At 36.6% G+C, this 26,273-nt stretch carries 30 protein-coding genes and 2 other annotated features; of the genes, 13 read left to right on the top strand and 17 right to left on the bottom strand.

Annotation, left to right across the window (positions count from 1 at the left end):
* Position 1 precedes the first annotated feature (1 nt).
* Genes trpD through trpE form a run of 3 tightly spaced genes read right to left on the bottom strand, consistent with a single transcriptional unit; the run spans position 2 to position 3,026 of the window.
* Positions 2-1,027, bottom strand: coding sequence for an anthranilate phosphoribosyltransferase (gene trpD / locus ACUN26_RS02890; protein ID WP_001099645.1), 1,026 nt, complete (start codon positions 1,025-1,027; stop codon positions 2-4).
* On the bottom strand, positions 1,024-1,611 hold the full coding sequence (locus tag ACUN26_RS02885; protein ID WP_000636351.1) for an aminodeoxychorismate/anthranilate synthase component II: 588 nt from the start codon (positions 1,609-1,611) through the stop codon (positions 1,024-1,026). Before ACUN26_RS02885 ends, trpD begins: the two co-directional genes overlap by 4 nt.
* A complete protein-coding gene (trpE, locus tag ACUN26_RS02880; protein ID WP_002093812.1) occupies positions 1,608-3,026 on the bottom strand; it encodes an anthranilate synthase component I in 1,419 nt (472 codons plus the stop codon). The genes ACUN26_RS02885 and trpE overlap by 4 nt, the downstream gene beginning before the upstream one ends.
* Before the next feature lie 51 nt (positions 3,027-3,077).
* Positions 3,078-3,322 (bottom strand) — a binding site (T-box leader).
* Positions 3,323-3,364: 42 nt separating this feature from the next.
* Positions 3,365-3,602, bottom strand: a binding site (T-box leader).
* A gap of 461 nt (positions 3,603-4,063) precedes the next feature.
* Here trpE and putP point away from each other — a divergent pair.
* Positions 4,064-5,542 (top strand): sodium/proline symporter PutP, encoded by a 1,479-nt coding sequence (putP, locus tag ACUN26_RS02875; protein WP_000107200.1) that lies wholly within the window; start codon positions 4,064-4,066, stop codon positions 5,540-5,542.
* A gap of 158 nt (positions 5,543-5,700) precedes the next feature.
* On the top strand, positions 5,701-6,099 hold the full coding sequence (locus ACUN26_RS02870) for an Ig-like domain-containing protein (protein WP_000878714.1): 399 nt from the start codon (positions 5,701-5,703) through the stop codon (positions 6,097-6,099).
* Between the two features lie 24 nt (positions 6,100-6,123).
* On the opposite strand, the gene ACUN26_RS02865 is transcribed toward ACUN26_RS02870, so the two are convergent.
* Positions 6,124-6,519: a PH domain-containing protein gene (locus ACUN26_RS02865; RefSeq protein WP_000395640.1), complete on the bottom strand. Its 396-nt coding sequence runs from the start codon at positions 6,517-6,519 to the stop codon at positions 6,124-6,126.
* Positions 6,520-6,596: 77 nt separating this feature from the next.
* Positions 6,597-7,508, bottom strand: a complete 912-nt coding sequence (locus tag ACUN26_RS02860; RefSeq protein ID WP_000808239.1) for a DMT family transporter — start codon at positions 7,506-7,508, stop codon at positions 6,597-6,599.
* 203 nt (positions 7,509-7,711) lie between these two features.
* Between ACUN26_RS02860 and ACUN26_RS02855 the strand changes: the two genes are divergently transcribed.
* The 6 genes from ACUN26_RS02855 (at position 7,712) to exsF (ending at position 12,919) form a co-directional block, all read left to right on the top strand.
* Complete coding sequence (locus tag ACUN26_RS02855; RefSeq protein ID WP_001076855.1) at positions 7,712-8,443, top strand: alpha/beta hydrolase; 732 nt, start codon at positions 7,712-7,714, stop codon at positions 8,441-8,443.
* A gap of 93 nt (positions 8,444-8,536) precedes the next feature.
* Positions 8,537-9,055 (top strand): YjcG family protein, encoded by a 519-nt coding sequence (locus ACUN26_RS02850; protein ID WP_000765873.1) that lies wholly within the window; start codon positions 8,537-8,539, stop codon positions 9,053-9,055.
* Between the two features lies 1 nt (position 9,056).
* On the top strand, positions 9,057-9,479 hold the full coding sequence (locus tag ACUN26_RS02845) for a GNAT family N-acetyltransferase (protein ID WP_000543300.1): 423 nt from the start codon (positions 9,057-9,059) through the stop codon (positions 9,477-9,479).
* Between the two features lie 99 nt (positions 9,480-9,578).
* Entirely contained in the window at positions 9,579-11,645 is a 2,067-nt protein-coding gene (locus tag ACUN26_RS02840) for an ATP-dependent helicase (RefSeq protein WP_000191189.1), read from the top strand.
* Between the two features lie 132 nt (positions 11,646-11,777).
* Positions 11,778-12,248 (top strand): spore coat protein CotY, encoded by a 471-nt coding sequence (gene cotY / locus ACUN26_RS02835; protein ID WP_001277720.1) that lies wholly within the window; start codon positions 11,778-11,780, stop codon positions 12,246-12,248.
* Positions 12,249-12,415: 167 nt separating this feature from the next.
* Positions 12,416-12,919, top strand: a complete 504-nt coding sequence (gene exsF, locus ACUN26_RS02830) for an exosporium protein ExsF (protein WP_000492940.1) — start codon at positions 12,416-12,418, stop codon at positions 12,917-12,919.
* Between the two features lie 78 nt (positions 12,920-12,997).
* Here the strand turns inward: exsF and ACUN26_RS02825 are convergent, their stop codons facing one another.
* Together ACUN26_RS02825 and ACUN26_RS02820 are read right to left on the bottom strand one after the other, a co-directional pair.
* Positions 12,998-13,183: a hypothetical protein gene (locus ACUN26_RS02825; protein WP_033657318.1), complete on the bottom strand. Its 186-nt coding sequence runs from the start codon at positions 13,181-13,183 to the stop codon at positions 12,998-13,000.
* Between the two features lie 101 nt (positions 13,184-13,284).
* Positions 13,285-13,644: a DUF1360 domain-containing protein gene (locus ACUN26_RS02820; protein WP_000899656.1), complete on the bottom strand. Its 360-nt coding sequence runs from the start codon at positions 13,642-13,644 to the stop codon at positions 13,285-13,287.
* 125 nt (positions 13,645-13,769) lie between these two features.
* Here ACUN26_RS02820 and exsY point away from each other — a divergent pair, with 125 nt between their 5' ends.
* Positions 13,770-14,228, top strand: a complete 459-nt coding sequence (exsY, locus tag ACUN26_RS02815; RefSeq protein WP_001277750.1) for an exosporium assembly protein ExsY — start codon at positions 13,770-13,772, stop codon at positions 14,226-14,228.
* A 60-nt stretch (positions 14,229-14,288) separates the two neighbouring features.
* Here the strand turns inward: exsY and ACUN26_RS02810 are convergent, their stop codons facing one another.
* The 10 genes from ACUN26_RS02810 to ACUN26_RS02765 all read right to left on the bottom strand — a co-directional run bounded on the left by ACUN26_RS02810 (position 14,289) and on the right by ACUN26_RS02765 (position 22,308).
* On the bottom strand, positions 14,289-14,810 hold the full coding sequence (locus ACUN26_RS02810; RefSeq protein ID WP_002038172.1) for a spore coat CotO family protein: 522 nt from the start codon (positions 14,808-14,810) through the stop codon (positions 14,289-14,291).
* Positions 14,811-14,952: 142 nt separating this feature from the next.
* Positions 14,953-15,723 carry an enoyl-ACP reductase FabI gene (gene fabI, locus ACUN26_RS02805; RefSeq protein WP_000421885.1) on the bottom strand — a complete coding sequence of 257 codons (771 nt, stop codon included), beginning with the start codon at positions 15,721-15,723 and terminating at the stop codon, positions 14,953-14,955.
* A gap of 108 nt (positions 15,724-15,831) precedes the next feature.
* Complete coding sequence (rfbD, locus tag ACUN26_RS02800; RefSeq protein WP_000664678.1) at positions 15,832-16,686, bottom strand: dTDP-4-dehydrorhamnose reductase; 855 nt, start codon at positions 16,684-16,686, stop codon at positions 15,832-15,834.
* Positions 16,687-16,697: 11 nt separating this feature from the next.
* Positions 16,698-17,669 carry a dTDP-glucose 4,6-dehydratase gene (gene rfbB, locus ACUN26_RS02795; protein WP_001024154.1) on the bottom strand — a complete coding sequence of 324 codons (972 nt, stop codon included), beginning with the start codon at positions 17,667-17,669 and terminating at the stop codon, positions 16,698-16,700.
* Positions 17,670-17,684: 15 nt separating this feature from the next.
* On the bottom strand, positions 17,685-18,230 hold the full coding sequence (gene rfbC, locus ACUN26_RS02790; protein ID WP_000869430.1) for a dTDP-4-dehydrorhamnose 3,5-epimerase: 546 nt from the start codon (positions 18,228-18,230) through the stop codon (positions 17,685-17,687).
* An 8-nt stretch (positions 18,231-18,238) separates the two neighbouring features.
* Positions 18,239-18,976 (bottom strand): sugar phosphate nucleotidyltransferase, encoded by a 738-nt coding sequence (locus ACUN26_RS02785; protein WP_000676186.1) that lies wholly within the window; start codon positions 18,974-18,976, stop codon positions 18,239-18,241.
* Between the two features lie 14 nt (positions 18,977-18,990).
* Complete coding sequence (locus ACUN26_RS02780) at positions 18,991-19,671, bottom strand: glycosyltransferase family protein (protein ID WP_000651532.1); 681 nt, start codon at positions 19,669-19,671, stop codon at positions 18,991-18,993.
* 12 nt (positions 19,672-19,683) lie between these two features.
* A complete protein-coding gene (locus ACUN26_RS02775) occupies positions 19,684-20,370 on the bottom strand; it encodes a glycosyltransferase family protein (RefSeq protein ID WP_001271194.1) in 687 nt (228 codons plus the stop codon).
* Positions 20,367-21,056: a class I SAM-dependent methyltransferase gene (locus ACUN26_RS02770; protein ID WP_001078421.1), complete on the bottom strand. Its 690-nt coding sequence runs from the start codon at positions 21,054-21,056 to the stop codon at positions 20,367-20,369. Before ACUN26_RS02770 ends, ACUN26_RS02775 begins: the two co-directional genes overlap by 4 nt.
* 154 nt (positions 21,057-21,210) lie before the next feature.
* Positions 21,211-22,308: a glycosyltransferase gene (locus ACUN26_RS02765; RefSeq protein ID WP_033657385.1), complete on the bottom strand. Its 1,098-nt coding sequence runs from the start codon at positions 22,306-22,308 to the stop codon at positions 21,211-21,213.
* A 165-nt stretch (positions 22,309-22,473) separates the two neighbouring features.
* Between ACUN26_RS02765 and ACUN26_RS02760 the strand changes: the two genes are divergently transcribed.
* The 4 genes from ACUN26_RS02760 to ACUN26_RS02745 all read left to right on the top strand — a co-directional run bounded on the left by ACUN26_RS02760 (position 22,474) and on the right by ACUN26_RS02745 (position 26,188).
* Positions 22,474-23,289: a BclA C-terminal domain-containing protein gene (locus ACUN26_RS02760; RefSeq protein ID WP_000069684.1), complete on the top strand. Its 816-nt coding sequence runs from the start codon at positions 22,474-22,476 to the stop codon at positions 23,287-23,289.
* 122 nt (positions 23,290-23,411) lie between these two features.
* A complete protein-coding gene (locus tag ACUN26_RS02755; RefSeq protein ID WP_000428841.1) occupies positions 23,412-24,257 on the top strand; it encodes a TylF/MycF family methyltransferase in 846 nt (281 codons plus the stop codon).
* Between the two features lie 235 nt (positions 24,258-24,492).
* Complete coding sequence (locus ACUN26_RS02750; protein ID WP_001292084.1) at positions 24,493-25,245, top strand: class I SAM-dependent methyltransferase; 753 nt, start codon at positions 24,493-24,495, stop codon at positions 25,243-25,245.
* 13 nt (positions 25,246-25,258) lie between these two features.
* On the top strand, positions 25,259-26,188 hold the full coding sequence (locus ACUN26_RS02745) for a glycosyltransferase family 2 protein (RefSeq protein ID WP_002038165.1): 930 nt from the start codon (positions 25,259-25,261) through the stop codon (positions 26,186-26,188).
* Positions 26,189-26,273: the final 85 nt, after the last annotated feature.

Raw genomic sequence — 26,273 nt, 5'->3', positions numbered from 1 at the left:
CTTAATTCACCCTTTCTAATTTTTCGTTGCTTGCTGTAATTAATAAGTTTAGTTTGGCTAATGCTTTTCCAGAGTCAATGCTATGTGTCGCTAGTTTAATTCCCTCTTCAATCGTTTCCGCTTTTCCGTTTGCGAAAAGAGCGAGCCCTGCATTTAATAAAACGGTATCGCGGTAAACACTCTTTTCTCCATTTAATACGCCGAGCGTAATCTTTGCATTTTCTATTGAATTCCCGCCTCTAATTTCTTCATTTTTCACTTTTGAGAAACCATACTTTTCCGGATCGATACTCATTTCTACTATTTCATTATCTTTTAAAAGGGCTACGTGATTTTCTCCCTGTAATGATGCTTCATCTAAAAAACCACTTCCATTTACGACAAGCGCTTGTGTCCGCCCTAACTTCTGTAATACTTGCGCAACTGGTAATAACATATCTCGTTTATAAATACCGACAAATTGTGTTTCTAAGTTAACAGGATTCGTTAAAGGCCCAATTAAGTTAAAGATTGTCGGCACATTTAATTCTTTTCTTATTTTCATAATGCGCCTTAATGCTGGGTGCATCGCTGGTGCGAATAAGAAAGCGATACCGACATGCTCTAGTAAATAATCAATTTCGCTTGGCGTACTGCTAATATTTACACCGAGTTCTTCTAATAAATCCGCACTTCCTGTTTTACTAGAAACAGCACGATTACCATGCTTTGCCACCTTTACACCTGCTCCTGCTAGTACGAATGCCGATGTTGTACTTACATTGAACGTTTGGGCACCGTCACCACCTGTTCCGCAATTGTCCATCGTGCCTTCTATATGGTTTGAAAACGGCAATGCTTTTTCACGAAGAGCACGAACGAGGCCATATATTTCTTCTGCTGTTTCACCTTTCGCTTTCAGTAATACTAAGAAAGCTGCTACTTCACTTTCCAATATGTTGTCACTTAATAAAAGAAGTCCCGCTTCATACATTTCTTCTTCTGTTAAATGTTGTCCCTCCACTAATTTACGAAGATAGGTATTCATACTCTCTCCTCCTCTTTTACTTCTCCTAAAAAAGCACGTATTAACTTTCCGCCTTCTTCTGTTGCGATTGATTCTGGATGAAACTGTAACCCGAAAAGCGGATAATAATTATGACGAACCGCCATTATTTCTCCATCATCCATAGCATTTGCTAACACATCAAAACATTGTGGTAAACTCGCTTGCTCTGCAACAAGTGAATGGTAGCGCATCGCTGTTAGTGGCTGCGTCACGTACGAAAAGATTGACGTTCCGTTATGTTTCACACGCGATGTTTTTCCGTGTTTAATGTGCTCCGCTCTTACAATTTCTCCTCCAAATGCCGATATAATTGCCTGATGGCCGAGACAAATCCCTAATATAGGAACGTTCTTATAGAAATGACGAATAACTTCGATACAAATACCAGCATCTTCTGGTTTTCCTGGTCCTGGTGAAAGCACAATTCCTTTTGGATTCATCTCTTCTAACTGTTCTATCGTTATTTGATCATTTCTTACGACTACAATTTCTTCTTCGTATTCGCCTAACAGTTGGTACAAGTTATATGTGAACGAATCGTAATTATCGATGAGTACAATCATTTCATTACCTCCAAAAGCGCCCTCGCTTTATTTAACGTTTCTTCATATTCAGCTACCGGATCTGAATCGTAGACGATACCTGCTCCTGCCTGAACATATGCTTTTTCATCTTTTACAACCATCGTTCGAATGGCGAGCGCCATATCAAGATTTCCTGAGAATGAAATATATCCAACAGCTCCGGCATATACATTTCTTTTTTCATGCTCTAACGTATTGATAATTTCCATCGCTCTAATTTTCGGAGCTCCCGAAACCGTCCCCGCTGGTAAACAATACGCTAATGCGTCAAATCCGCTCATTCGTTTTCGCAATGTTCCGTAAACTTCAGATACAATGTGCATGACGTGAGAATATTTTTCTACTTTCATATATTTATCTATCGTCACAGATCCAATTTCACTCACTCTGCCAATATCGTTTCGTCCAAGATCCACAAGCATCATATGCTCTGCTCGTTCTTTCTCGTTTTCTAACAGTTCTTTTTCAATTTCCGCATCTTCCTGCTTTGTTTTCCCTCTCGGTCTCGTACCCGCAATTGGATTTGTCATCACTTTATCGTCTCTAACTGATAACAAGCTTTCTGGTGAAGAACCGAGTACAACATAATCTTGAAAATCGATATAAAACATATATGGTGATGGATTCGCAATGCGAAGCTTGCGGTATAAAGCGAAAGGATCACCTTTACACTCGCTTTGCAAACGCTGAGATAGTACGACTTGGAATATGTCCCCTGCTCGTATATGCTCTTTCGCCGTTTCTACCATCATGCAAAACTCTTTTTCCGTTATAGAAGAAGTGAATGCTAATGTTGATTGTATTTCCTTTACTTCCGCTTCTTCTCCTTTTAGCACTTCTTCTTTGTATACTTGCAACCTTTCGTATACTTCTTCATAATCTGCTGAATCATCTTGCCCGCATACATATACAAACGACAACTTTTGGCGTAAATGATCGTAAACGATAAACTCACGATATAGTAAAAGGTGTACTTCTGGAATATTTAATGGATCGTGTAAATCTGCTCCAATGTTTTCATACTGCCGAATGACGTCATACCCTATATAACCAACTGCTCCTCCGCAAAATGGGAATGGGCTCTCTACTTGCGATGATGCAATTACCCCTTCTAACACTTGCAGTACGTTACCTTGCAACTTTTCTGTTTGCCCATGTGTCGTTCGTTCGACTTCCATACCAATGCTTTTCACTTCTCCATACGGATTACAACCTAAGTAAGAATAGCGCCCTTTATCTTGATGAAGCTGTGAGCTCTCTAATAAAAACTTCTTCTTCCCTGTCATACGTCTATATAAAGAAATTGGCGTAATGCTATCTCCTTCTTCTTCAGCGATTACTAAAAATGTTTTTCCTTGTTCTTTTTGCTTCATAAATTCCTCTTTTGTCATCATGCCTTTCACCTCACTCTGAAAAATAAAAAAGTCCCCTACATATCGAAATATGTAGAGGACGATAAATTTACCGTGGTACCACCTCATGTTGGACGCAAAAGCATCCCGCTTTATTCAGGTACAAAATATATACCTTATCCTTGTAACGGCGGAACCCGGGTTGCCTACTGAATAAAATTGTTCAGCATACCTCTCGTAAGCCCATTCCGTATATGGCACCGTACCGGGCTCCCACCAGTCCCCGACTCTCTAAAACGTCTCCAATATACGTACTCTTCTTACTTAAACGATTTAACATATTTAATTTTTTGTACACAAAAAGGGAGTACTCATCCTATAGAAAGGACGGGTACTCCCGTGGTGCCACCTTAATTCGTTACGAATGTAACGCACTTTACCGTATCAAAAACAATACGTGTCTCTTGTATCGATGAGATCATGTCGCCAAAGCCTACTTCTTTCGTTTCGGTTTGGAAGCTCCGAAGCCCATTCCACATCAATCCCATACTGATTCGCACCAACCATCAGCTCTCTGACATGTTCATCATGTGTACTCTTCTTCATCAACGCTTGCATTTTTTTAAGTTGCACTCATTATAGACTTAACTTTTTTCACAAGTCAATACTTTTTTCGAAAAAAAATATTTTTCCCTTCTTTCAATATTATATTGACAAAACAACGTGTTTTTATGTAAATATAATAAATACTCTATTAAAATTAAGGTTTTTTGCTAGAAAGTCATATATCCCAAAAGTAAAGAACTGTCAAAAAACGCTTAAATTTCAGAAAATTCGTATTTGCGCATGGATTTTTCTGAATAATCATGATAGATTATAAAGTGAAACTTTAATCAGTGGGGGTTTTGTTCATCCCCGATTGATTATTAGCCTTCACCAATCGGGCATTTACGGGCAGTTGATCTCCCACCTAACTTCCTTGCCCAGTCAATTTTAACTTGTGGGAGTTTTACTGCCCGTTAATGCGGGATAAATATGCAAAATGCATCAAAAGACATGACAAAAGGAAGGGGAACTACATGAGTACGCAGATGTTAACTTTAACTTCTATCTCTATTTACATGCTCGGGATGTTAGTAATCGGCTATTTCGCCTACAAACGAACATCCAACTTAACAGATTATATGCTTGGCGGTCGTACACTAGGCCCCGCAGTAACAGCATTAAGTGCTGGAGCATCCGATATGAGTGGTTGGCTTTTAATGGGCTTACCCGGTGCAATGTTTAGCGTTGGATTAAGTAGTAGTTGGATTGCAATTGGCCTAACACTAGGCGCATACGCAAACTGGCTATATGTCGCTCCTCGCTTACGTACCTACTCTGAAATTGCAAACAACTCTATTACTATCCCAGAATTTTTGGAACACCGTTTCCACGACAAATCTCACATGCTACGCTTAGTATCTGGACTTGTTATTATGATTTTCTTTACTTTCTATGTAGCTTCAGGGTTAGTTTCAGGCGCTGTATTATTTGAAAATTCATTTGGTATGAACTATCATATTGGATTATTCATTGTAGCAAGCGTCGTTGTAGCTTACACATTATTTGGTGGTTTCTTAGCAGTAAGTTGGACAGACTTCGTGCAAGGAATCATTATGGTAGTTGCTCTTATTCTTGTTCCTATCGTAACAATTATGAATGCAAACGGACTTGGACCTGCATTTGATACAATTCGCTCTGTAGATCCAACACGTTTAGATATTTTTAAAGGTGCCTCCACTTTAGGAATGATTTCTTTATTCGCATGGGGCCTTGGTTATGTTGGACAACCTCATATTATCGTACGCTTTATGGCAATTTCTTCTGTAAAAGAACTGAAAAGCGCACGAAGAATTGGTATGAGCTGGATGATTTTCTCTGTTGTCGGAGCTATGTTTACTGGTCTTATCGGTATTGCCTACTATTCACAACAAGAGTTGACATTATCTAACCCAGAGACAATTTTCCTTGAGCTTGGAAAAATTTTATTCCATCCACTTATTACTGGATTTTTATTAGCTGCGATTTTAGCTGCAATTATGAGTACAATTTCATCTCAACTTCTCGTTACTTCAAGTGCTGTAACAGAAGACTTATATCGTACCTTCTTTAAACGCTCTGCTTCTGATAAAGAGCTTGTATTTGTCGGTCGTATGGCTGTTCTTGGTATCGCATTAGTTGGGTGCGCATTAGCGTTTAAACAAAATGATACGATTTTAGCTCTTGTTGGATACGCTTGGGCTGGATTTGGTTCTTCATTTGGACCAGCTATTTTATTAAGTCTATATTGGAAACGCATGACGAAATGGGGCGCACTTGCTGGTATGATTTCTGGTGCCGCTACTGTTATAATATGGACTCAATTTAAATTCTTAACAAACTTCTTATATGAAATGATTCCTGGTTTCACAATTAGTTTACTAGCAATCGTAATCGTTAGTTTACTAACACAACCTTCAAAAGAAGTTGAAGAGCAATTTGAGAATTTCGAAAAACAACATAGTGATAGTCTATAAAAAGAAATCTCTGCTGTTATCGTAACAGCAGAGATTTTTTTACAGTTCGACAATCTTCTTCTCAAATTTAACAAATTCTTTATGTTTCGTTAAATTTAACATAACACTACTCCTTTATAGTATTAGTATTAGCACTTATACAGAAAGGGGACTCCAACATGTTAGCAGCTTTCCAGCAACAACATATAAGAAAATTTTCACCTATTACAAATACTTCTGCTTCTCGTTTAAACATTCAACCTAATCCACCCAAAATTTCAATTGCTCCTTCTGTTATTTCCGTTATCGGTATTCATATGCAAAAAAATAAGTTGAAAATAAAAACTGGACAAAGTGCGGATTTATCAGCTTCCGTTTTGCCAATGCAAGCAGCAAATAAAGAACTTATTTGGACAAATATGAATTCTGACATCATTACCATATATCCAAAAGGAGATACGGTAACGATTACTGGACAAAGTGCAGGAAGAGCAGTCGTAATTGTTACAACTGCTGAAGGAAAATTTCGTGACCTATGCGTCATTCATGTACAACCTTATATGACAAACCCAAAGTAAAAGAGTGGCTACGAAGCCACTCTTTTACTTTATTTCAATGTGGGGATTTTTACTTTTTACGAGATTGATGAATTGTTCTTTATCTTTAGGAGAAATAATCTCTGTTTTATGTACGCCGTAAACAATTTCAAGTCGATCGCATGATAATGCGTGAGCTGCTATTGGGTTTTTCGTATTTGAAATTTGTTTTATATCTCGTATAAATATACATTTTTTTACGGGACCTGATCTAATAGTAATTGTTTCTTCCCCGACAATATATTTTGTTGAAAACCAACTCCAAATAAATACTATTGCCAATGGAATTGTAAAAAACAAAAGAAAATATTCTCTCCCTGCAAATATTGGAGTAAAACAGGCGCCTAAAATAATGAAAAAGATTGAATATAACCATGCGTCTTTTTTTGATGGAAATTCCACTACACTCCCCCCTTCTTCACCTAAATTTCTACAAAACAAAAAGAGAAGTATCTTAACTTCTCTTTTCTCCGCTAACATTATAAATCCTGTGTATACACTGGCTCGTTCACCACATTTTTTGCTGTTCTTTTTTGTTGCTGCAGTAAGAAAACAGATACACCAAACAATACGAGCGTGCTGCCGATAATTTGCATTGCGTTTAATTTTTCTCCCAGTAAGAAAAATGCTAGTATAGACGCCCCAACTGGTTCTCCTAAAATACTCATCGAAATTGTTGTTGCATTTACGTAGTTTAATAACCAATTATTAATGACATGTGACACTGTCGGTACAATCGCAAGTAAAAGAAAAACGGTCCAGTCCCACTTCGTATAACCTGTAAAAGGCACTTGCAGCACGATATTATAAATCCCCATAAAAATACCTGCGAATGCAAAAACTGTAAAGCTATAAATCCAGTGTGAGACTTTCTTTACTGTCGTTTGCCCGATAAATAAATAACCGACAACCGCTATTACACTTAAAAAGGATAATATATCTCCATAAATTGCTTGTTTACTTAAACCTAAATCTCCCCAACCAATACACATTACACCTAATATAGCGATACCCATCGTTGCAATGGCTGAGTAGGTTGTTCTTTCTTTAAATAGAAAAAAACCTCCAACTAAAGACACGATCGGTTGAAGTGCTAAAATAATTGTCGAGCTAGCAACTGTTGTATGCTTTAAAGACTCAAACCATAAAAGAAAATGTAGCGCTAAAAAGAATCCAGATCCAATTAAAAATCCCCAATCTTTTATTTGAATCTTCTGGAACTCTTCCCGCTTCTTCCAAACGATAGGCAGCATAATAAGTACAATAATCCATAAACGATACATACTTAAGATGGAAGATGGTGCTGAGGACATCTTTACAAAAACTGCTGCGAATGAAATAGCTATAATGGAAATGGCTAACGGTAGTGCAATTGATCTTTCCTGTTTCAAATTCTGTCTCCCCTCTCACCTGTCAAAAATCCCACTTCATTATATCCGTTTTCTTTCCTAACTTAAATACTAATTTTTTAGATTCTTCGTACCATTATGGTAAAATAGAAATTAAGGCACCTATTAGTGAATCGTTCTTTCATTTTCACTATAAGCGTCGCCCTTACAATCATTACAGTAAATTTTTATTTAGGGGGATCTACATGAATCAAACAATAGGGAGAATTGAGGAAATTTCATTTTATAGCGCATCACTTCAAGAAGATGTTACGCTTTTAGTTTACTTACCAGTAAATTACACGCCACTGCACAAACATACAGTTGTAATTGCACAAGATGGTAGAGATTATTTTCAGCTCGGTAAAGCACACCGTGTAATTGAAAGCCTTCGTGAAACTGAAGAAATTGACCGCACAATTATTGTCGGTATTCCATATAAAAACGTACACGATCGTAAGGAAAAATATTTCCCAAGCGATGTAAAGAATGCTGCTTACATTCGTTTCCTTGCTCACGAGCTTGCTCCATATATCGATGAAAATTATCCAACGTATCAAATGGGTAAAGGTCGCGTTTTAATTGGAGATTCTCTTGGCGGTACAGTTTCCTTTATGACTGCACTTATGTATCCGCATACATTCGGTAAAGTTGTTATGCAATCACCATTTGTTGACGAAACAGTAATGAACTTAGCAAAAGAATTCAAAGATCCACAGGCTTTAGAACTTTATCACGTCATTGGTACAGAAGAAACAGCTGTAAAGCGCACTGATGGACAAGTATCTGATTTCGTAGAACCGAACCGTGAGCTTAATACTCTTCTTACAGATAGAAATTTCATCACGCATTACGAAGAGTTTGAAGGTAATCATACTTGGAAGTATTGGCAGGCTGACTTACCGAAAGCCTTCTCTCATATTCTATCAATGAAATAATAGAGAGCAGTGTTCAGAATAATTTGATATAATAGATAAAGAGATTTATTTTTCTCAAAATCTAACTAGACTTACAAAGGGAGGAATTGGAACATGAAATTAGGCATTGTAATTTTTCCATCTAAAATGATTCAAGATAAAGCGAACGGATTGCGTAAGCGTTATGATCCGCACTACGCATTAGTTCCGCCACATATTACATTGAAAACACCCTTTGAGACGCAAGATGAACAATTAGAATCGATTGTAAACGAGCTACATACAATCGCAAATAAAACGAACCCTTTCACCCTTCATGTCGGAAAAGTTGGTTCATTCGCACCTGTTAATAATGTTCTTTATTTTAAAGTAGAAAAAACACCTGAACTTACTTTCTTAAATGAAGAAATGCATAGCGGATTATTCACGCAAGAACGCGAATACGCTTTTGTACCTCATTTAACAATCGGACAAGGTTTATCAGATGCAGAGCATGCTGATGTATTAGGTCGATTACGTATGAAAGATTTCTATTATGAACAACCAATTGATCGCTTCCATCTTCTATATCAATTAGAAAACGGAACATGGACTGTACACGAAACATTCCACCTTGGAAAGGGGAACAACTAATTTGCACGCACAGATCGTACAAACAGACGAACAACTAAGAGATGCATTCTCTGTACGTAAGCAAGTATTCGTGAATGAACAACGCGTTTCTGCTGAAGAAGAGTATGATGAGTTTGAAGAAACATCAACACACGTTGTTATTTATGATAATGATGTTCCAGTTGGTGCTGGTCGTTTTCGCACCATTGATGGAATAGGAAAAATGGAACGCATTTGCGTACTAGCTTCCCATCGTAAAAAAGGCATTGGAAAAATTGTAATGGATGCACTTGAAGCATATGCAAAAAAAAACTCGCTACCAAAATTGAAACTTCATGCCCAAACACATGCTGAAGATTTCTATAAAAAACTTGGATACGTAACGAGTTCTGATGTATTTATGGAAGCAAATATTCCTCACATCGTTATGATAAAAGAATTGTAATTTGAAAACAGGAGGTAGCCCCTCCTGTTTTTTACATTGCTATTTTCTTTTTCTTCCGCTAAAGTTAAATGTTGATGCTATAGTTTTGAAGGTGAATATATGACACAAGAAAAATTTTCACAAAAATCGTTAACACACGCTGATATTCCGCGTGCGACATATCATATTCCGAAAACATCTACCCATTTAATTATGGAAGAAGATGCAGATGCGGCGTATTTCCGCGCTCTCGAACAGCAAAATGTTTTTCTAAACGAAAAACAATTAGAAGCTGTGCGAACGACAGAAGGTCCTGTTCTTACATTGGCTGGTGCCGGAAGCGGAAAAACATCTGTTTTAACAACCCGCGTTGGTTATTTAGTAAATGTAAAACAAGTTCATCCACGGAATATTTTATTGCTTACATTTACACAAAAAGCGGCTGAAGAAATCCGAAGTCGTGTAGCAAATTTACCAGGTATGAATCGTGCCACAAGTAGCTATGTTGTTGCTGGTACATTCCACTCTGTCTTTTTAAAATTGCTTCGTAGCCAAGGATATAATCAGCAAATTTTAGCAAATGAAAAACATAAACAAATTATGATAAAGAAAATTTTAAAAGAATTACGTTTAAAAGACGGTTATGATGCGGAAACGATGCTCGCTATGATTTCCCTTGAAAAAAACAACTTAAATCGTCCGAAAGATGTAAAAGCGAAAACACCAGTTGAACAAGAATTTAAAGAAGTATACGAACGTTTTGAAGAGGTAAAACAACGATATAATTATATCGATTTCGACGACATCTTATTAGAAACATATTATATGTTAGAAAATAACGCTCCCTTACTTACTCAATTACAACAACGTTTCCACTATATTGAAGTAGATGAGTTCCAAGATACATCGTATGCACAATATGAAATTGTAAAATTGTTAGCCACGCCAAGAAATAATTTATTTATCGCAGGTGATGATGATCAAGCGATCTATGGCTGGCGAGGAGCAAGTCATCAAATTATTTTATCTTTCCCAAAGGAATTTGATAATACAACGATTATCGCGCTTAATACGAATTATCGATCCAATCCATTTATCGTTGGACTTGGAAATGAAGTTATCAAACTAAATCAAGAGCGTTTTGATAAAGAGCTATATTCTGTTCGTGAAGAAGGTGTACAACCATTTTACGCACGACCAGCTACAACTCTTGATGAAGCAAATCAAATTTTACAGCTCATTCAAGAGAAAGTAGATAGTGGCGAACGAAACTATAAAGATTTTTGTTTACTGTATCGCACACATTCTGTAAGCCGTTCGTTACTTGATCAGCTTACAATTCATAAAATCCCGTTTATTAAACACGGTGCGAGTCAATCCTTTTACGAGCACTCTTTAATTAGACCTGTATTAGATCATTTACGACTCGTGATTGAACCGTTTCGCCTAGAATCTCTTTCTAACATATTACCAACTATGTATATCGGCCGAGATGAGTGCATTTCCTTTATTGAACGTGAGCAATGGAAATATGGTGAAGGTCGTTTCCCTTCTCTTCTTCATTTCTTATTATTAAATCCGAGCTTGAAACCTTTTCAAGTAAAAAAGGTAAATGAGCGCATTGATTTTATTAAATTTATAAAAGAACTAGAACCGAAAAAAGCATTAAAAGAAATTATTCATGGTAAAGGAAAATATTTAGAGTACTTACAAAGTAACGATCGTTCTTCCTTTACGATGCATAAAGACATCCAAGAAGAAATGTTAGAAGAATTAATGGAGTCTGCAACTCGTTTCACCGATATTCCAGCTTACTTACAATTTATCGACGAGGCGATTCAAGGTCAAAAAGAAATGGAAGCATTAAAAACTATGCCGCAAAAAGATGCCGTTTCGCTTATGTCCATTCATAACGCAAAAGGCCTTGAGTTTCCATGCGTCTTTTTACTTGGAGCGAGCGATGGTATTTTGCCGCATACTTCTTCTTTAAAAGACGCAAATGACCGTGTAACGGAAACTTCTGAAGCACTAGAGGAAGAACGACGATTACTCTATGTCGCAATTACACGTGCGAAAGAAGAACTTTACATTTCTTCTCCGCAATTTTTCAGAGGAAAGAAATTAGACATATCTCGTTTTTTATATACTACAAGAAAAGACTTACCTGAAAAGACATCCACTAAATAAGGATGTCTTTTCTCGTACTCCCCCCTCCTATTCAAATTACCTGCTTTTATCATAAGAATTAACGTAATATCAACCATATCCCGTTCATATTGTAATAGTGTATGTCAGAACTCACGATAAGGAGTGAACATAATGAGCTGCAATTGCAACGAAGATAATCATCACCATGATTTTGATTTCAACTGTGTATCTAATGTCGTTCGTTTTATACATGAATTACAAGAATGCGCAACCACTACATGTGGATCTGGTTGCGAAGTTCCATTTTTAGGAGCACATAACACTGCATCAGTAGCGAATACACGTCCTTTTATTTTATACACAAAGGCTGGAGAACCTTTTGAAGCATTTGCACCATCAGGAAGCCTTGTTAGCTGTAGAACTCCAATTTTCCGCGTTGAAAGCATCGATGATGATGATTGTGCTGTGTTACGTGCATTAGCTGTAGTATTAGGTGATGGCTCCTCTGTACCACCTGGTGACGATCCAATTTGTACGTTTTTAAATGTACCAAATGCAAGGTTAGTATCAACCCCTGCTTGTCTTACGGTTGATTTAAGTTGCTTCTGTGCTATTCAATGCTTACGTGATGTTACGATTTAAAACTAAATAACGATTTAAGCATGGATTGGGTGGCAGAGAATTCTGCCACCCAATCCATGCTTAAAAGGTATTATTATGTATTTTTTATAAAATTGGGAACTTGTCTAGAACATAGAACCTGTCCTTTTCATTAACTGAAAGTAGAAACAGATAAAGGAGTGAAAAACATGTTCTCTTCTGATTGCGAATTTACTAAGATTGATTGCGAAGCGAAACCAGCTAGTACACTACCTGCCTTCGGTTTTGCTTTCAACGCTTCTGCACCTCAGTTCGCTTCACTATTTACACCATTACTATTACCTAGCGTAAGTCCAAACCCAAATATTACTGTTCCTGTAATAAATGATACAGTAAGTGTCGGAGATGGTATTCGAATTCTACGAGCTGGTATTTATCAAATTAGTTATACATTAACAATTAGTCTTGATAACGTTCCTACGGCACCAGAAGCTGGTCGTTTCTTCTTATCATTAGGTACGCCGGCTAACATTATTCCTGGATCAGGTACAGCGGTTCGTTCTAACGTTATTGGTACTGGTGAAGTAGACGTATCCAGTGGTGTTATTCTTATTAACTTAAACCCTGGTGACTTAATTCAAATCGTACCAGTTGAATTGATTGGAACTGTAGACGTCCGTGCGGCAGCATTAACAGTTGCACAAATTAGCTAGTAAAAAGCGGTATTTCTAAAACAGGAATACCGCTTTTTTATATTTATAATAAAAAACACTCACAGTAACATGAGTGTTTCATTCTTCATATTGTTTTATTTTGTTCTTCTTTTTCCCGCAATTACATCCCTTTTTCTTCACAAATCCTTGTTGTTGCAATTGTTCTTGATATGCCTGTTGTTGTGCTTGGTGTTGTTGCTGTATGTGATACCACTGCTGCAGGTCATATGAATTTTGCCTTTGATTACTGCTCACAGCAAACATCTCCTCTACTGTCAATTCTGTCTATTCACTATATGAACAACTTCTTATATCCGTTCCCTCATTCTTTTAAACTCCGCTTTTTCTCACATTTTGAAACTATATTATTCTCCTATAAAATATCCTGTAATTGTTTCAATAATTGCAGCTGCACCTGCGATAGCTAATAATGCAAGTAATGGCTCCGCAACGATCGGGATCCAATTATATAAAACTAATAAAAAAGCACTGACCCATACACCTGTACACCAATAACAACTTAATAATTCGCCAATCCATTTTCTTAATCCTTTACCTTTTACTTTTGTAAAAGTTGATAAGCTTCCATCCGGTTCCGTAATCTCTAATTCATCAATAAACGGTCTTCGCAAAAAAGCTGTAATTTTATCATAAACAATTAAACGAGTGAGCCTAAAAGCAGCTAACGCGAATATAAAAAATAAAAGCCAGCTTGTAAATAGCATGAATCCACCTTCCCTTATCTTCTTTCGCCTATTTAAAAAAAAAGGTCTTGAGATTGTGACCAAATCTCTCCGACTCCAATATCTTATTAATGTAAATACAAACAAGAAGATAAGGAGTGACATTAATGAGTTGTAACGAAAATAAACACCATAGCTCTTCTCATTGTGTAGTTGACGTTGTAAAATTCATCAATGAATTACAAGATTGCTCTACTACTACGTGTGGATCTGGTTGTGAAATCCCATTTTTAGGAGCACACAATACTGCATCAGTAGCAAATACACGCCCTTTTATTTTATACACAAAAACTGGTGAACCTTTTGAAGCATTTGCACCATCTTCAAGCCTTACTAGCTGCCGTTCTCCAATTTTCCGTGTGGAAAGCGTAGATGATGATAGCTGTGCTGTACTGCGTGTGTTAACTGTAGTATTAGGTGACGGTTCTCCTGTACCGCCTGGTGACGATCCAATTTGTACGTTTTTAGCTGTACCAAATGCAAGATTAATCTCGACATCTACTTGCATTACTGTTGATTTAAGCTGCTTCTGTGCGATTCAATGCCTACGCGACGTTACTATCTAATAAGTTAAGTAAACTAAAAAACTATTGGGGTGGTAGAAGCTTTCTACCACCTTTACATATTTAAAAGCCGGCCATATCAATCGATTTGATGTCTTCTATAGATAACCGAACATCTCTCATACTATTTGGTGGCATAATGGATACAATGCCATTACGATACGATATAATCGATCCTATATATGAGACGGTAGTCGTTCTTATCCTACATCTTACTTTCGGAATGTAATGAGGACGATTTAATAAAAAATGAATTTTTTCTTCATTATTCATATCTTTAAATGATTTATTGTACGGGACGGCTCTCACTTGCTGTTGTTCTTCTTGCTCTTCTTGTTCCTCTTCTTCTATTTTTTCTTCTATTTGCTGCTCTTCTTGTTCTATCACCTCTTCCACAGCACTACTTACAACATTTTCGTTTCTATTACTTTTCTCTTCTCGGTCCTCATCTTCAAAATTCGTTAATATAATTCGTTTTATTTTCGGTGCAGCAAGTTCTAAATTTACTTGCGCAATATATAACAACGGTTTTCCAACTGTTGAACTTTTATTTTTATTCTTCACACTCGTCCCTCCCACTTCCATACGTCGCTGAATAAATCGTGTACTATTATAGTTATATTCATAACGTGGCAAGAACTTTCGTTAAAAATCGTTCTTTCTGAGAACAATAAAAAAGGACAGCCTCAACTTTTAGAGACTGTCCTTTAAAAACTATAATCAATATTTATCCTAAAATATGATATCCTGAATCAACGTGAATATTTTCTCCTGTTACACCGCGTGCTAAATCACTGAATAGGAATACTGCTGTATCTCCAACCTCTTCTGGCGTTGTAGTACGACGAAGTGGTGCACGCTCCTCGATTTCTCTTAAGATTGAGTTAAAATCGCCTACACCTTTCGCAGATAACGTACGAATTGGTCCTGCAGAAATAGCGTTCACACGAATGCCATGTTGGCCTAAATCGTTTGCTAAATATTTTACGCTCGCTTCTAATGAAGCTTTCGCAACACCCATAACGTTATAATTCTTCACAACGCGCTCACCACCAAGGTATGTTAACGTTAAAATATTTCCGCCTTCTGTCATTACTTTCTTCGCTTCTCTTGCTACAGCTGTTAAAGAGAATGCACTAATATTTTGTGCAAGTAAAAATCCATCGCGAGAAGTATCTACAAATTCACCTTTTAAATCATCACGATTTGCAAAAGCAATACAATGTGCTACACCGTGAATTGTACCAACTTCTTGCTTAATCGTTTCAAAGCAAGCTGTAAGTTCTTCATCATTCGTTACATCACAAGGTAATACAAGTGATTCTTGTCCTTCTAATGTGTCCGCTAATTCACGAACATTTCTTTCTAAACGTTCTCCTGCATATGTGAATATTAATTTTGCACCTGCATTATGCAAAGAGCGAGCAATTCCCCATGCAATACTTCTTTGGTTCGCAACGCCCATAACAACAAATGTTTTCCCTTGTAATAGTTCCATGATATATCCTCCCAGAAATACTTATACTTGTTATTAGTACCTGATACTATAATTATAGTACCATAAAACCGCTTAAAGGCAAACAAAAAAGTCATTAACATAAATTTGTTAATGACTTTTTGTTTCTATAAAAAAACGTTCTAATCCTTCTTCCCAAGAAGGCATTTGTAAAAAACCATTTAATCGTAGCATATTATGTTGAAAAATAGAATATTTCGGCCTCGCAGCCTCCGATCCGAATTCTTCCGTTGAAACAGGTAATACATTCACATTCATATTTGCATAAGAAAATATTTTTTGTGCAAATTCAAACCAAGAACATGATCCTCTATTGGATACGTGATATGTACCGTATAAAGAAGTGTGAATGAGCTTATTAACCATCATATTTAAATCTGCCACGTACGTAGGAGAGCCAATTTGATCCGCTACAACGGTTATTTCATCTTTTTCTTTACCTAATCGCATCATCGTTTTCACAAAATTACTTCCATATTTACCATACAGCCACGATGTACGAACGATAAAATATTTATTATGTAACTCTTTGACGAACTGCTCCCCCGCATACTTAGAGGCCCCGTATATATTTATCGGCGCTGGATTATGAAATTCCCCATACCCATCCGGTCTTGCGCCCTGAAATACATAATCGGTACTAATGTAAACTAACTTAGCCCCTACTAATTGTGAAGCAACCGCTACATTTCGAGCTCCTATTGCATTTATTAAATAAGCAAGATCTTGTTCTTTCTCAGCACGGTCCACCTTCGTATAAGCTGCACAATGAATGATTATATGTGGTCTTATCTCTTGTACCACTTGTTGAACTCGGGATATGTTTGTTACATCTAGTAACTTTTTATCAAAAGGATATATGTCATATTCTTCAGGACTTAACTCTTCTTGCAGTTGCTTTCCTAACTGACCATTTGCTCCTGTTATAATAACCCGCTCTTTCATTTTCATGCCCCTTACTTTTCTTTTAGTGGTTTCCACCATTCTATATGATTTTCATACCATTCCACTGTTTCTTTTAGCCCTTGTTCAAACGTATACTGCGGTTCCCAATCAAACTCATTCTTCATTTTGTGTGCATCAATTGCATAACGACGATCATGACCTAAACGATCTGTAACAAATTCAATATCTTTTTCTGTTTTACCTAAGAGAGTAATAATTTGCTCCACAACATCTACATTTGTTTTTTCATTATTTCCGCCTATATTATATACTTCTCCTAAACGCCCCTTATGCAAAACGATGTCAATTGCACTGCAATGATCCTTTACATGTAACCAATCTCTTACATTTAATCCATCACCATATAACGGTAGTTTTTTTCCTTCCAGCGCATTCGTAACCATTAATGGAATTAATTTTTCGGGATATTGATACGGCCCATAGTTATTGGAACAACGCGTCACTATAACTGGTAATTTATATGTTTTATAATAAGATAAAGCTATCATGTCCGCGCTCGCCTTACTTGAAGAATACGGACTATTTGGAGCTAATGGGGTTTCCTCAGTAAACTTTCCTGTTTTCCCTAAAGAACCATATACTTCATCTGTTGATACTTGTACGAGCTTAATATGCGGATACTTTTTCACTAATTCTAATAAAGTGACTGTCCCGATTACGTTTGTATCATAAAAAGGGATCGGATCTTCAATGCTACGATCTACATGTGATTCAGCTGCGAAATTTACAACTACTTGCACGTCACGTTCCTTAATAACATGTTCCAGCAGCTCTCCATTTTGAATTTCCCCTTTTACAAAAAAGTAATTCGGATGATCTTGAAGAGACTTTACGTTATTTAAATTCCCGCTATATGTTAATGCATCGAAATTTATTATTTTATATGTTTCATAGCTTTGTAACATGTAATGGACAAAGTTACTTCCAATAAATCCGGCCCCACCTGTTACTAATATATTCATAAACAACTCTCCTACTCAAAAGCTATCTTCACATTCCTGAAGTAACGGTAATATTCGATCTTTATCAGACAAAATAGGACTTGTTACTGGCCATGGAATCGCTAATTCTTTATCGTTCCAAAGCACACCAGAGTCATGATCAGCACTATAATATTCATCTACTTTATACATAACAATAGTATGCGGGACAAGTGTACAAAAACCATGTGCAAATCCTTTTGGCACTAATAATTGCCTGTGGTTATCTGCGCTTAAAATATATCCTCTCCACTGTTTAAAGGTTGGTGAATCTCTTCGCAAATCAACGATAACATCATAGATTGCTCCTTGCATAACTTGAATAAGTTTCGTTTGTGCTTTCGGATTTTTTTGAAAGTGTAATCCGCGAATTGTTCCCGCTTCTGCTGAATAAGAAACATTATCCTGTACAAATGAATACGTAACCCCTAATGTTTCTAGCACCTTCTTATTATAACTTTCAGTAAAAAAGCCACGCTCATCTCCAAATAACCTCGGTTCTAACAATTTTGCATCGGTAAAGTTTGTTTCTACAACTTTCATATTCTCACCTATTCTCCGTTAAACTGTTTCCCAAAGTTCATATCCCGTGCTAACGTATTCGCCCTTTGAAGAGAAGCATGAGTTCCCGCATCCGTCCACCAACCGCTCATTTCATTATAAGTAAGTACTCCTCGTTTTAAATACCAATTATTTATATCTGTAATTTCAAGTTCTCCCCTTGCGGAAGGTTTTAATTCTTTTATATAAGAAAAGACTTTCGAATCATACAAATAAATTCCCGTAACAGCATAAGAGCTTTTCGGCTCTTTCGGCTTTTCTTCAATTTCAATTATTTTTCGGTTTTGAATATGCGCTACACCAAACCTTTCAGGATCTTCTACAGATTGCAATAGCACTTTCGCACCTTCTTTTTGCTTTGTAAACTCTTCAACATACGGATGAATATCATCTGAAAAAATATTATCTCCTAATATAACTACCATACGATCATTTCCGACGAAATCTTCACAAAGACCTAAAGCTTGTGCAATCCCGCCCGCTTTATCTTGCACCCGATACGTAAAAGACACGCCAAATTCGTGGCCACTTCCTAAAAAGCTAACAACATCTCCCATATGCTCTTTACCTGTAATTATCATAACATCTGTAATCCCGCATTGTTTTAGCTTATATACTGCATGATAAATCATTGGATACCGTCCAACAGGAAGCAAATGTTTATTCGTGACTTTCGTAATTGGATATAGTCTCGATCCAGTTCCGCCCGCTAAAATAATCCCTTTCATCCTACATCTCTCCCTTATGATGGAGATAGTATATCTTTATACTGTTCTACAAACACTTTCCGATACTTCTCGTATGTATCGGCATCAAACTCATCTCCGTTATAATGAATACACCATAAATTTGCTTGATTAGGGATGCCAATTAGATAGCCAGCCTTTTGAAACTCTAAAGACTGTGAAACGTCATAAAAGTGGAATCCTTGAAATAAATCTTCTCGCCACGGAATATCATACTGTGTTGCCATGAGTAAACCATCGATTGCCTGCACTGACATAAAAGATTGATTTCCATAAAACCCTTGATCTAAATTTAATAATTGATAATTCCGTCTTCTATACTCAATCACTTTCCCCACTAAATTTTTCCCTTCCCACCATATCCCGTTACTCGGTAAAAACTGAGCACCAGCGACTCCAATTAAACCAAGTTTTTCATTTTCTTTAAAAAGAGAAATAAGATTATAAAACATATCACGATTAATAAGGTACGTGTCTTGATGTATATATACTTTATACTTTGCTGGAAATGAAAGAGCACGGTTATATGCACTTGCCATACTTTTTGCATCTCGTATCGGGAAAATTTGCACAGCATAGCCAGGGGGAACAAAAATGTTTCTTATTTGCCTCTCGCATTGCTCGAAAAGCTTTTCATTATTTACACAAACAACGACTAATATTGTGTGATCTTTCATTTTGTAGCCCCTCTATTCTTCCTTATTCACATCTGACATATAGTTTTCTACAAATACTTTTCTATATTTTTCATAGTTTGTCATATTCACATCGAAATGATAATGAATACACCAAGCATCGCGCTGTACAGGTACACCGACTGTATATCCTGCTTTTTTAAATTCAAATGATTGAGATACATCATAAAAGTCAAATCCGTCAAATAAGTCTTCTCGCCACGGGATATCATATTGTGTTGCCATTAACAAACCGTCAATACATTCAACAGGAATAAACGTCTTTGATTCATGAAATGGTTGCTCTAAACTTGCCATATAAAACAAATCGTTCATATAACCAATGACTTTCCCGACAATCCCACGCCCTTCGTTCCATACACCAGTTGGAGGAACATATTGCGATCCAACCATCCCAATCATTCCAAGATGTTCATGTTCCTCAAATAATTGAATTAATCCGTATAAAAAGGCTGCGTTTATAATAAATACATCTTGGTGTAAATACACTTTATACTTTGCTGGATGTGAAATGGCTTGATTGTATCCGCTCGTCATGCTTTTTGCATTTCGAATCGGCATGAATTGTATAGTATATCCAGGAGGTACTGCCAATTTCAATATATGTCGCGCACATTGTGCATACAATTTCCGATCATTTATACATGTAACAAATAATATTGTTTTGTCTGCCGCACTCATAATTGTGATTTTTCTGCTTCAATAATATATTGAAATACAACCGTCTCAGCCATGAAGCCACTTCCAAGACGATACTTTTTACAAATTCCATATAACTCTTCAATAAGTGGCTCATATATTTTATGATCAACATATACACGATCTACTTTACTAATTGAATATCCAGCTTTTAAAAACAGTCTTAACATTTCATTAAAAGTAAAGAAACGAATATGCGTTTTATCTAACAGACCATACTCTGTATACGTCCAGTTTCCAGCGAGTAAGGGGGCTAACACCGAGATGTGAGCAACGTTCGGTATACTAGCTAAAATCACACCATTTTGTTTGATATATGGTTTCACTTTTTCTACCACAGCCCATGGATCAAACAAATGCTCTAATACGTCACCAAATATGACGCAATCAAATTGGCCCTCCTCATACGGCATATCCATTGTCTCTATATCACCTAAAACAACATGATCTAGCTTTTCTTTTGCTTTTTCCGCTGCTTCTGAAAATGCCTCAATTCCTGATACACGTGTACCATTTTCTTTTATAGCCGCTCCTAATGCACCGCTCGAGCAACCAATATCAAGAACTTCTTTCCATTCCTTTTTTATATGCTTCAATAAATTTGGATTCGCTGCATTATAATAAAAATCAGATTTTTCTTCATATAAAGAACTTTTTTCCCGATTCATTTCACACACTCCTTATGTAAATTGAATTTGAAATATACATCTCATATGAACAAAATACACTTTATAACCAATACCATCCCTGCCGATACTCTAATATATAGCCAATCTATCATTATTAGAATCGTGACAAGTTATTTCCTAAAAATAGCATGCATTACACCTTATATTGTTTATCAAAAACACCTCGAAAATATTTACGGTTATACTCGATTGCAGCATTATTCGGAACATAAGAAGCTGCTAATTCATTGTAATAATAAGCTTTGTCTTGCTCCCCTAACTTGCTGTAGCAAATACACATTTGTAAATAAGGAAGCCATGTGTAGCTAGCTGGACTGTGAAACGGACTATCCTTTGCCAGCGGCACTTCCGTTGCTAATTTAAACCAAAATATCGCTTCATTATACTTTTGTTGATCCATATATATATATCCTATTCTTGTACAATTCTCTCCTCTAGGAACATCGTACCGAAACGATTTTGCACAAGCCTCAACTGCTTTCTCCCACAGTCCGAGCTTCGCATAACAATCCCCTAACTTACCACATGCATAGATTTTCTCTTCATACCATCCTTCATCTTGATTCAGAAATGTTTCATATAAAAGAACCGCATCATTGTATTTTTGATTATCCATAGATTCATTTGCATAATAAAACAAATCTCTCGGACTCAATTCTTCTCCAGCTGCTACAGCATTTTGAAAAATTTTCAAATTACGATCCGTTACTTCTTTTTCCTTTTTATGTGTAATAGCAATGTTGCTATTAAAAATTTCACCGGAAACCGCTAAATACTCATGTACTTTACCAAACCATTGAAACTGTTTTTCGCGCTTTACAAGTCGATACCTTCTTGTGCAATATAAAGGCTTCCCGTTAGAGTCCATTACGAGGTGATAAGGCATCGAAACAGCATCCACATTAGAATCTAATTGGCCCTTTAATTGTTTCAATGCTTCTTGAGCATCTTCTAATAATACGTCATCTGCATCTAGCCATAATATATACTGTTGCGTCGCTTTTGAAAAAGCAAAATTTCTAGCCGCCGAAAAATCATCAATCCACTGGAAATCATATATATTAGGAGTGTATTTCTCTACAATTTCTTTCGTTCGATCAACAGAACCTGTATCAACTACTACAATTTCATCAACAATTTCTTCAATCCCATCCAAACATCGAGCTATTGTCTTTTCCTCATCTCGGACTATCATACATAAACTAATTGTAATGCCTTGCTTGTTCAATATAATCACCTTCTTCCAACTCAATCATATGTTATACAAACGCGAAACTTTCCACATTTTTATATTGTTCAAGTTATTTTAGATTTCTTTTCAATAATTCAAATGTCCGTGTCATTTTCTTGCGATTTTGCATCTACTATATAATGAAAGCTTTATGGAGGTGAATTTATGTCAAATAATAATTATTCAGATGGCTTAAATCCTGATGAATCATTATCAGCTAGTGCATTTGATCCTAATCTTGTAGGTCCAACTTTACCACCAATACCACCGTTTACACTTCCAACCGGGCCAACTGGGCCGACTGGACCTACTGGACCTACTGGACCTACTGGGCCGACTGGACCTACTGGGCCAACTGGACCTACTGGGCCGACTGGAGGCACTGGTACAACTGGCGCGACTGGACCTACTGGGCCGACTGGGCCGACTGGAGGTACTGGTGCAACTGGACCTACTGGGCCGACTGGAGGTACTGGCGTAACTGGACCTACTGGGCCATCTGGATCCACTGGTGCGACTGGACCTACTGGGCCGACTGGGCCAACTGGACCTACTGGGCCTACTGGGCCATCTGGATTAGGACTTCCAGCAGGATTGTATGCATTTAACTCTGCTACAGTTTCTTTAGCTCTTGGAATTAATGATCCTGTACCGTTTAACACGGTTGGATCTCAGTTTGGTACTGCAATTTCTCAATTGGACGCTGATACTTTCATCATAAGTGAAACTGGATTCTACAAGATTACTGTTATCGCATATACTGCATTAGTAAGTGTATTAGGTAGCCTTGCAATTCAAGTTAATGGCGTTAATGTACCAGGTGCAGGCACAAGCTTAATCTCAGTTGGAGCGCCTCTCGTTATCCAGGCAATTACACAAATTACAATAACTCCATCAATGGTTGAAGCTGTTGTTACAGGACTTGGGTTATCTCTAGCTCTTGGTACAAGTGCATCTATTATTATTGAGAAAATCGCTTAATCTTTTACTTAGCAGTAAAACTGATATTGGTTTTACTGCTTTTTCTATTTCGAATTCAATCATGAAATCTTTACTATCTACATAATCATATTGTTGTATGACATTTTGCAGGAGGCATAAATATGGAAAATAAATCTGCTGTTCAGCTTTATCTCGAATTGCTAAAGAAAACAATTTTATTTGAAATATGGTTAGAATATGAGGAGTACTTACCTGCATCTCTACATATATCAAAAGAACTTCAATTCGAGCCAGTTACCGTACCACTCCCTTTATTCATTAAGCAATATGCCGAAAATCATAACTTAAAAATTGTAAAGCCAGATGTTTCAAAAAGTGAACGTCATGATGGACTGGATTGGCCAAGAGCAGCACATAGTATGATTGGCCGAGAACGTATGAATCAGTTACATGAGGCAATGGAAACCGTTGTTCGTGAAAATATAGAAGGAGATTTTATCGAAACAGGTGTATGGCGCGGAGGTTCTTGCATTTTTATGAATGGCTTTTTACAAGCCAATAACATTACGGATCGCAATATTTGGGTTGCAGATTCATTTGAAGGTTTGCCAGCACCGAATTTAGAACAATATCCGAAAGACTACGGTGATTATTTACACACATTCGATTATTTACGTGTTTCTTTAGAACAAGTACAAGGAAACTTTAGAAAATATGATTTATTAAATGATCAAGTAAAATTTTTAAAAGGCTGGTTTAAAGATACTTTACCAACAGCACCAATAGAAAAGATTGCAATTGCACGACTTGATGGGGATATGTATGAATCTACGATGGATGGTCTCGTGAACTTATACGATAAAGTTTCAACAGGTGGCTATATTATTATTGATGACTATGGACTACCAGCTTGTGCAGAAGCTGTGACGGACTTTAGAAATCAAAGAAACTTAAAAGCTCCTATTACTAAAATTGATATCTTTGGTGTATATTGGCGAAAAGAATAAGAGAAATTTTGATTATAAGGAGGTTCCATTCCTATTAATCTAATACTTGAATACATGAACCGTTTTAGGAATCTCCTTGTATGTAATAAGCGGTCACATCTTATCCTCTTTCGCTATCAAATAAAACTTTAATTTCCCCATACTCTTCGTTTTGAGGTGAGATTCGTCTGTAAATATCGAGATAATATGGATACCGTATTGGTTTGCCTTTTTACTACAAGGAAGGAGTGTATTTATGAGCGAACTTGAAAAAGAAATAAAATTACTCCCCCCTCCTGAACTCGTCCAATATGTAGGTGGCGATTTTGAAAAGGTCGGTAAAGAATTCCTAAAGCATTTCATTCAAATTGGGGCTTTAAAGTCAAACGAAAAAGTATTAGATGTAGGCTGCGGCGTCGGCCGAATGGCTGTTCCATTAATGAATTACTTAACTGATGATGGAGCGTATTATGGATTTGATTTGTTTAAAGAAGGTATCACTTGGTGTAAAAATAATATTACAACTACCCGTAATAATTTTCATTTTGAACACGTTGACATATACAATCAATTTTACAATCCAGAAGGAAAAGAAGATGCCTCTCACTATAAGTTTCCATATGAAGACGCGACATTCGATTTCATCTTTTTAACTTCTGTATTTACGCACCTTCTCCCAACAGAATTAGAACATTACGTATCTGAGATTGCACGTGTATTAAAAAAAGACGGGAGATGTTTTATTACGTTCTTTTTAATAAACCCTGAGTCATCCTATTATTTAAATGCAGGACTAAGTACGTTAGGATTTTATCATCAAATTGAAAATTGTTATGTCGTAAATAAAGATATTCCTAATTTCGCAGTTGCTTATCCTGAAACAGATATTTGCGCTTTATTGAATAAATATGGCTTAGAGGTAATGAATAAACCACACTATGGTTTATGGTGCGGCCGACATGAATATACGAGTTATCAAGATATTGTTCTTACAAAAAAAAGCTTCTGAAAGGAAGTTACGTATGACAAATGAAAAAAATCTACCTCTTGTTTCCATCCTTATTCCCACCTATAATAGACCACATTATTTCAAAATCGCTTTAGAAAGTGCTTTGGCACAAACTTATCCAAACATTGAAGTTATTGTAGGAGACGATAGTACGAATGATGAAACTGAAAAATTAATGAATGAAAAATACTTACCAAACCATTCCCATATAACATATATCCGGAATAGTACTACTTTAGGACAATTCCATAATGACCTCATGCTCTTAGAACAGTCTAGTGGCGAATACATAAACTTCTTAATGGACGATGACTTATTCCATAGTAATAAAATTGAGAAAATGATGTTCTATTTCCAACAAGACTTAAATCAAAAACTCGCACTTATTACATCATATCGCACTTGGATTGATGAAAATGGAGATATAATTGAAAACCATCCCGCTGTAAATAGATTGTATAGCGAAGATACCCTGCTAAGTGGGATAGATTTTGGAAACCATATGCTTTTATCTGGACAGAATATTATTGGTGAACCTACGACTGTACTCTTTCGAAGGCGACTATTAACAGAACCTTTTGGTACTCTAAATGAAAGGAACTATTGTTGTAGTGTTGATATGGCCTCTTGGATGGGTTTACTTTCAAAAGGTGATGCATTTTATATCACTGAACCTTTAAGTTCCTTTCGCTTTCATGATGGACAGCAAGTACACCATAAATTACTTGAAGGATCTGAAGATTTTTCACATCTCGTTTTAACCTCAAAAAAGTATGGTTTCTTACAAGATTTCAATGATTATAGAACTAGTCTGCTCAAAGCCTATGAGTGGTGTATGGGTGCATTCGAGTTTTATAAACAATACCCCAATCTCATTCCAGATGCACATATACGTCTTTCTCGTTGTTTAAATATAATTATAAAAGAGCTAAATCCACGATAGCTTTGCATAAGGGAGGAGCTATTCCTCCCTATTATGTATGACTTTACATAAATAGTGGAATAAATGTATGGACAGTCTGCTTATA

It is taken from the genome of Bacillus sp. WC2503, assembly GCF_052682895.1.
The sequence above is the reverse complement of the archived record's forward strand: the minus strand, read 5'-3'. Positions and strand labels throughout refer to the sequence as shown.

Excerpts from the sequence above, each read along its gene's own strand:
- exsY (WP_001277750.1), top strand. The coding sequence starts at position 13,770 with ATGAGTTGTAACGAAAATAAACACCATAGCTCTTCTCATTGTGTAGTT.
- ACUN26_RS02785 (WP_000676186.1), bottom strand. The coding sequence starts at position 18,976 with ATGAAAGGGATTATTTTAGCGGGCGGAACTGGATCGAGACTATATCCA.
- ACUN26_RS02840 (WP_000191189.1), top strand. The coding sequence starts at position 9,579 with ATGACACAAGAAAAATTTTCACAAAAATCGTTAACACACGCTGATATT.
- ACUN26_RS02750 (WP_001292084.1), top strand. The coding sequence starts at position 24,493 with ATGAGCGAACTTGAAAAAGAAATAAAATTACTCCCCCCTCCTGAACTC.
- ACUN26_RS02745 (WP_002038165.1), top strand. The coding sequence starts at position 25,259 with ATGACAAATGAAAAAAATCTACCTCTTGTTTCCATCCTTATTCCCACC.
- trpE (WP_002093812.1), bottom strand. The coding sequence starts at position 3,026 with ATGATGACAAAAGAGGAATTTATGAAGCAAAAAGAACAAGGAAAAACA.
- ACUN26_RS02810 (WP_002038172.1), bottom strand. The coding sequence starts at position 14,810 with ATGGAAGTGGGAGGGACGAGTGTGAAGAATAAAAATAAAAGTTCAACA.
- trpD (WP_001099645.1), bottom strand. The coding sequence starts at position 1,027 with ATGAATACCTATCTTCGTAAATTAGTGGAGGGACAACATTTAACAGAA.
- ACUN26_RS02825 (WP_033657318.1), bottom strand. The coding sequence starts at position 13,183 with ATGTTTGCTGTGAGCAGTAATCAAAGGCAAAATTCATATGACCTGCAG.
- rfbD (WP_000664678.1), bottom strand. The coding sequence starts at position 16,686 with ATGAAAGAGCGGGTTATTATAACAGGAGCAAATGGTCAGTTAGGAAAG.
- putP (WP_000107200.1), top strand. The coding sequence starts at position 4,064 with ATGAGTACGCAGATGTTAACTTTAACTTCTATCTCTATTTACATGCTC.
- ACUN26_RS02770 (WP_001078421.1), bottom strand. The coding sequence starts at position 21,056 with ATGAATCGGGAAAAAAGTTCTTTATATGAAGAAAAATCTGATTTTTAT.
- exsF (WP_000492940.1), top strand. The coding sequence starts at position 12,416 with ATGTTCTCTTCTGATTGCGAATTTACTAAGATTGATTGCGAAGCGAAA.
- cotY (WP_001277720.1), top strand. The coding sequence starts at position 11,778 with ATGAGCTGCAATTGCAACGAAGATAATCATCACCATGATTTTGATTTC.
- ACUN26_RS02775 (WP_001271194.1), bottom strand. The coding sequence starts at position 20,370 with ATGAGTGCGGCAGACAAAACAATATTATTTGTTACATGTATAAATGAT.
- ACUN26_RS02870 (WP_000878714.1), top strand. The coding sequence starts at position 5,701 with ATGTTAGCAGCTTTCCAGCAACAACATATAAGAAAATTTTCACCTATT.
- rfbC (WP_000869430.1), bottom strand. The coding sequence starts at position 18,230 with ATGAAAGTTGTAGAAACAAACTTTACCGATGCAAAATTGTTAGAACCG.
- ACUN26_RS02855 (WP_001076855.1), top strand. The coding sequence starts at position 7,712 with ATGAATCAAACAATAGGGAGAATTGAGGAAATTTCATTTTATAGCGCA.
- ACUN26_RS02850 (WP_000765873.1), top strand. The coding sequence starts at position 8,537 with ATGAAATTAGGCATTGTAATTTTTCCATCTAAAATGATTCAAGATAAA.
- ACUN26_RS02755 (WP_000428841.1), top strand. The coding sequence starts at position 23,412 with ATGGAAAATAAATCTGCTGTTCAGCTTTATCTCGAATTGCTAAAGAAA.
- ACUN26_RS02760 (WP_000069684.1), top strand. The coding sequence starts at position 22,474 with ATGTCAAATAATAATTATTCAGATGGCTTAAATCCTGATGAATCATTA.
- rfbB (WP_001024154.1), bottom strand. The coding sequence starts at position 17,669 with ATGAATATATTAGTAACAGGTGGGGCCGGATTTATTGGAAGTAACTTT.
- fabI (WP_000421885.1), bottom strand. The coding sequence starts at position 15,723 with ATGGAACTATTACAAGGGAAAACATTTGTTGTTATGGGCGTTGCGAAC.
- ACUN26_RS02780 (WP_000651532.1), bottom strand. The coding sequence starts at position 19,671 with ATGAAAGATCACACAATATTAGTCGTTGTTTGTGTAAATAATGAAAAG.
- ACUN26_RS02820 (WP_000899656.1), bottom strand. The coding sequence starts at position 13,644 with ATGCTATTTACAAGCTGGCTTTTATTTTTTATATTCGCGTTAGCTGCT.
- ACUN26_RS02885 (WP_000636351.1), bottom strand. The coding sequence starts at position 1,611 with ATGATTGTACTCATCGATAATTACGATTCGTTCACATATAACTTGTAC.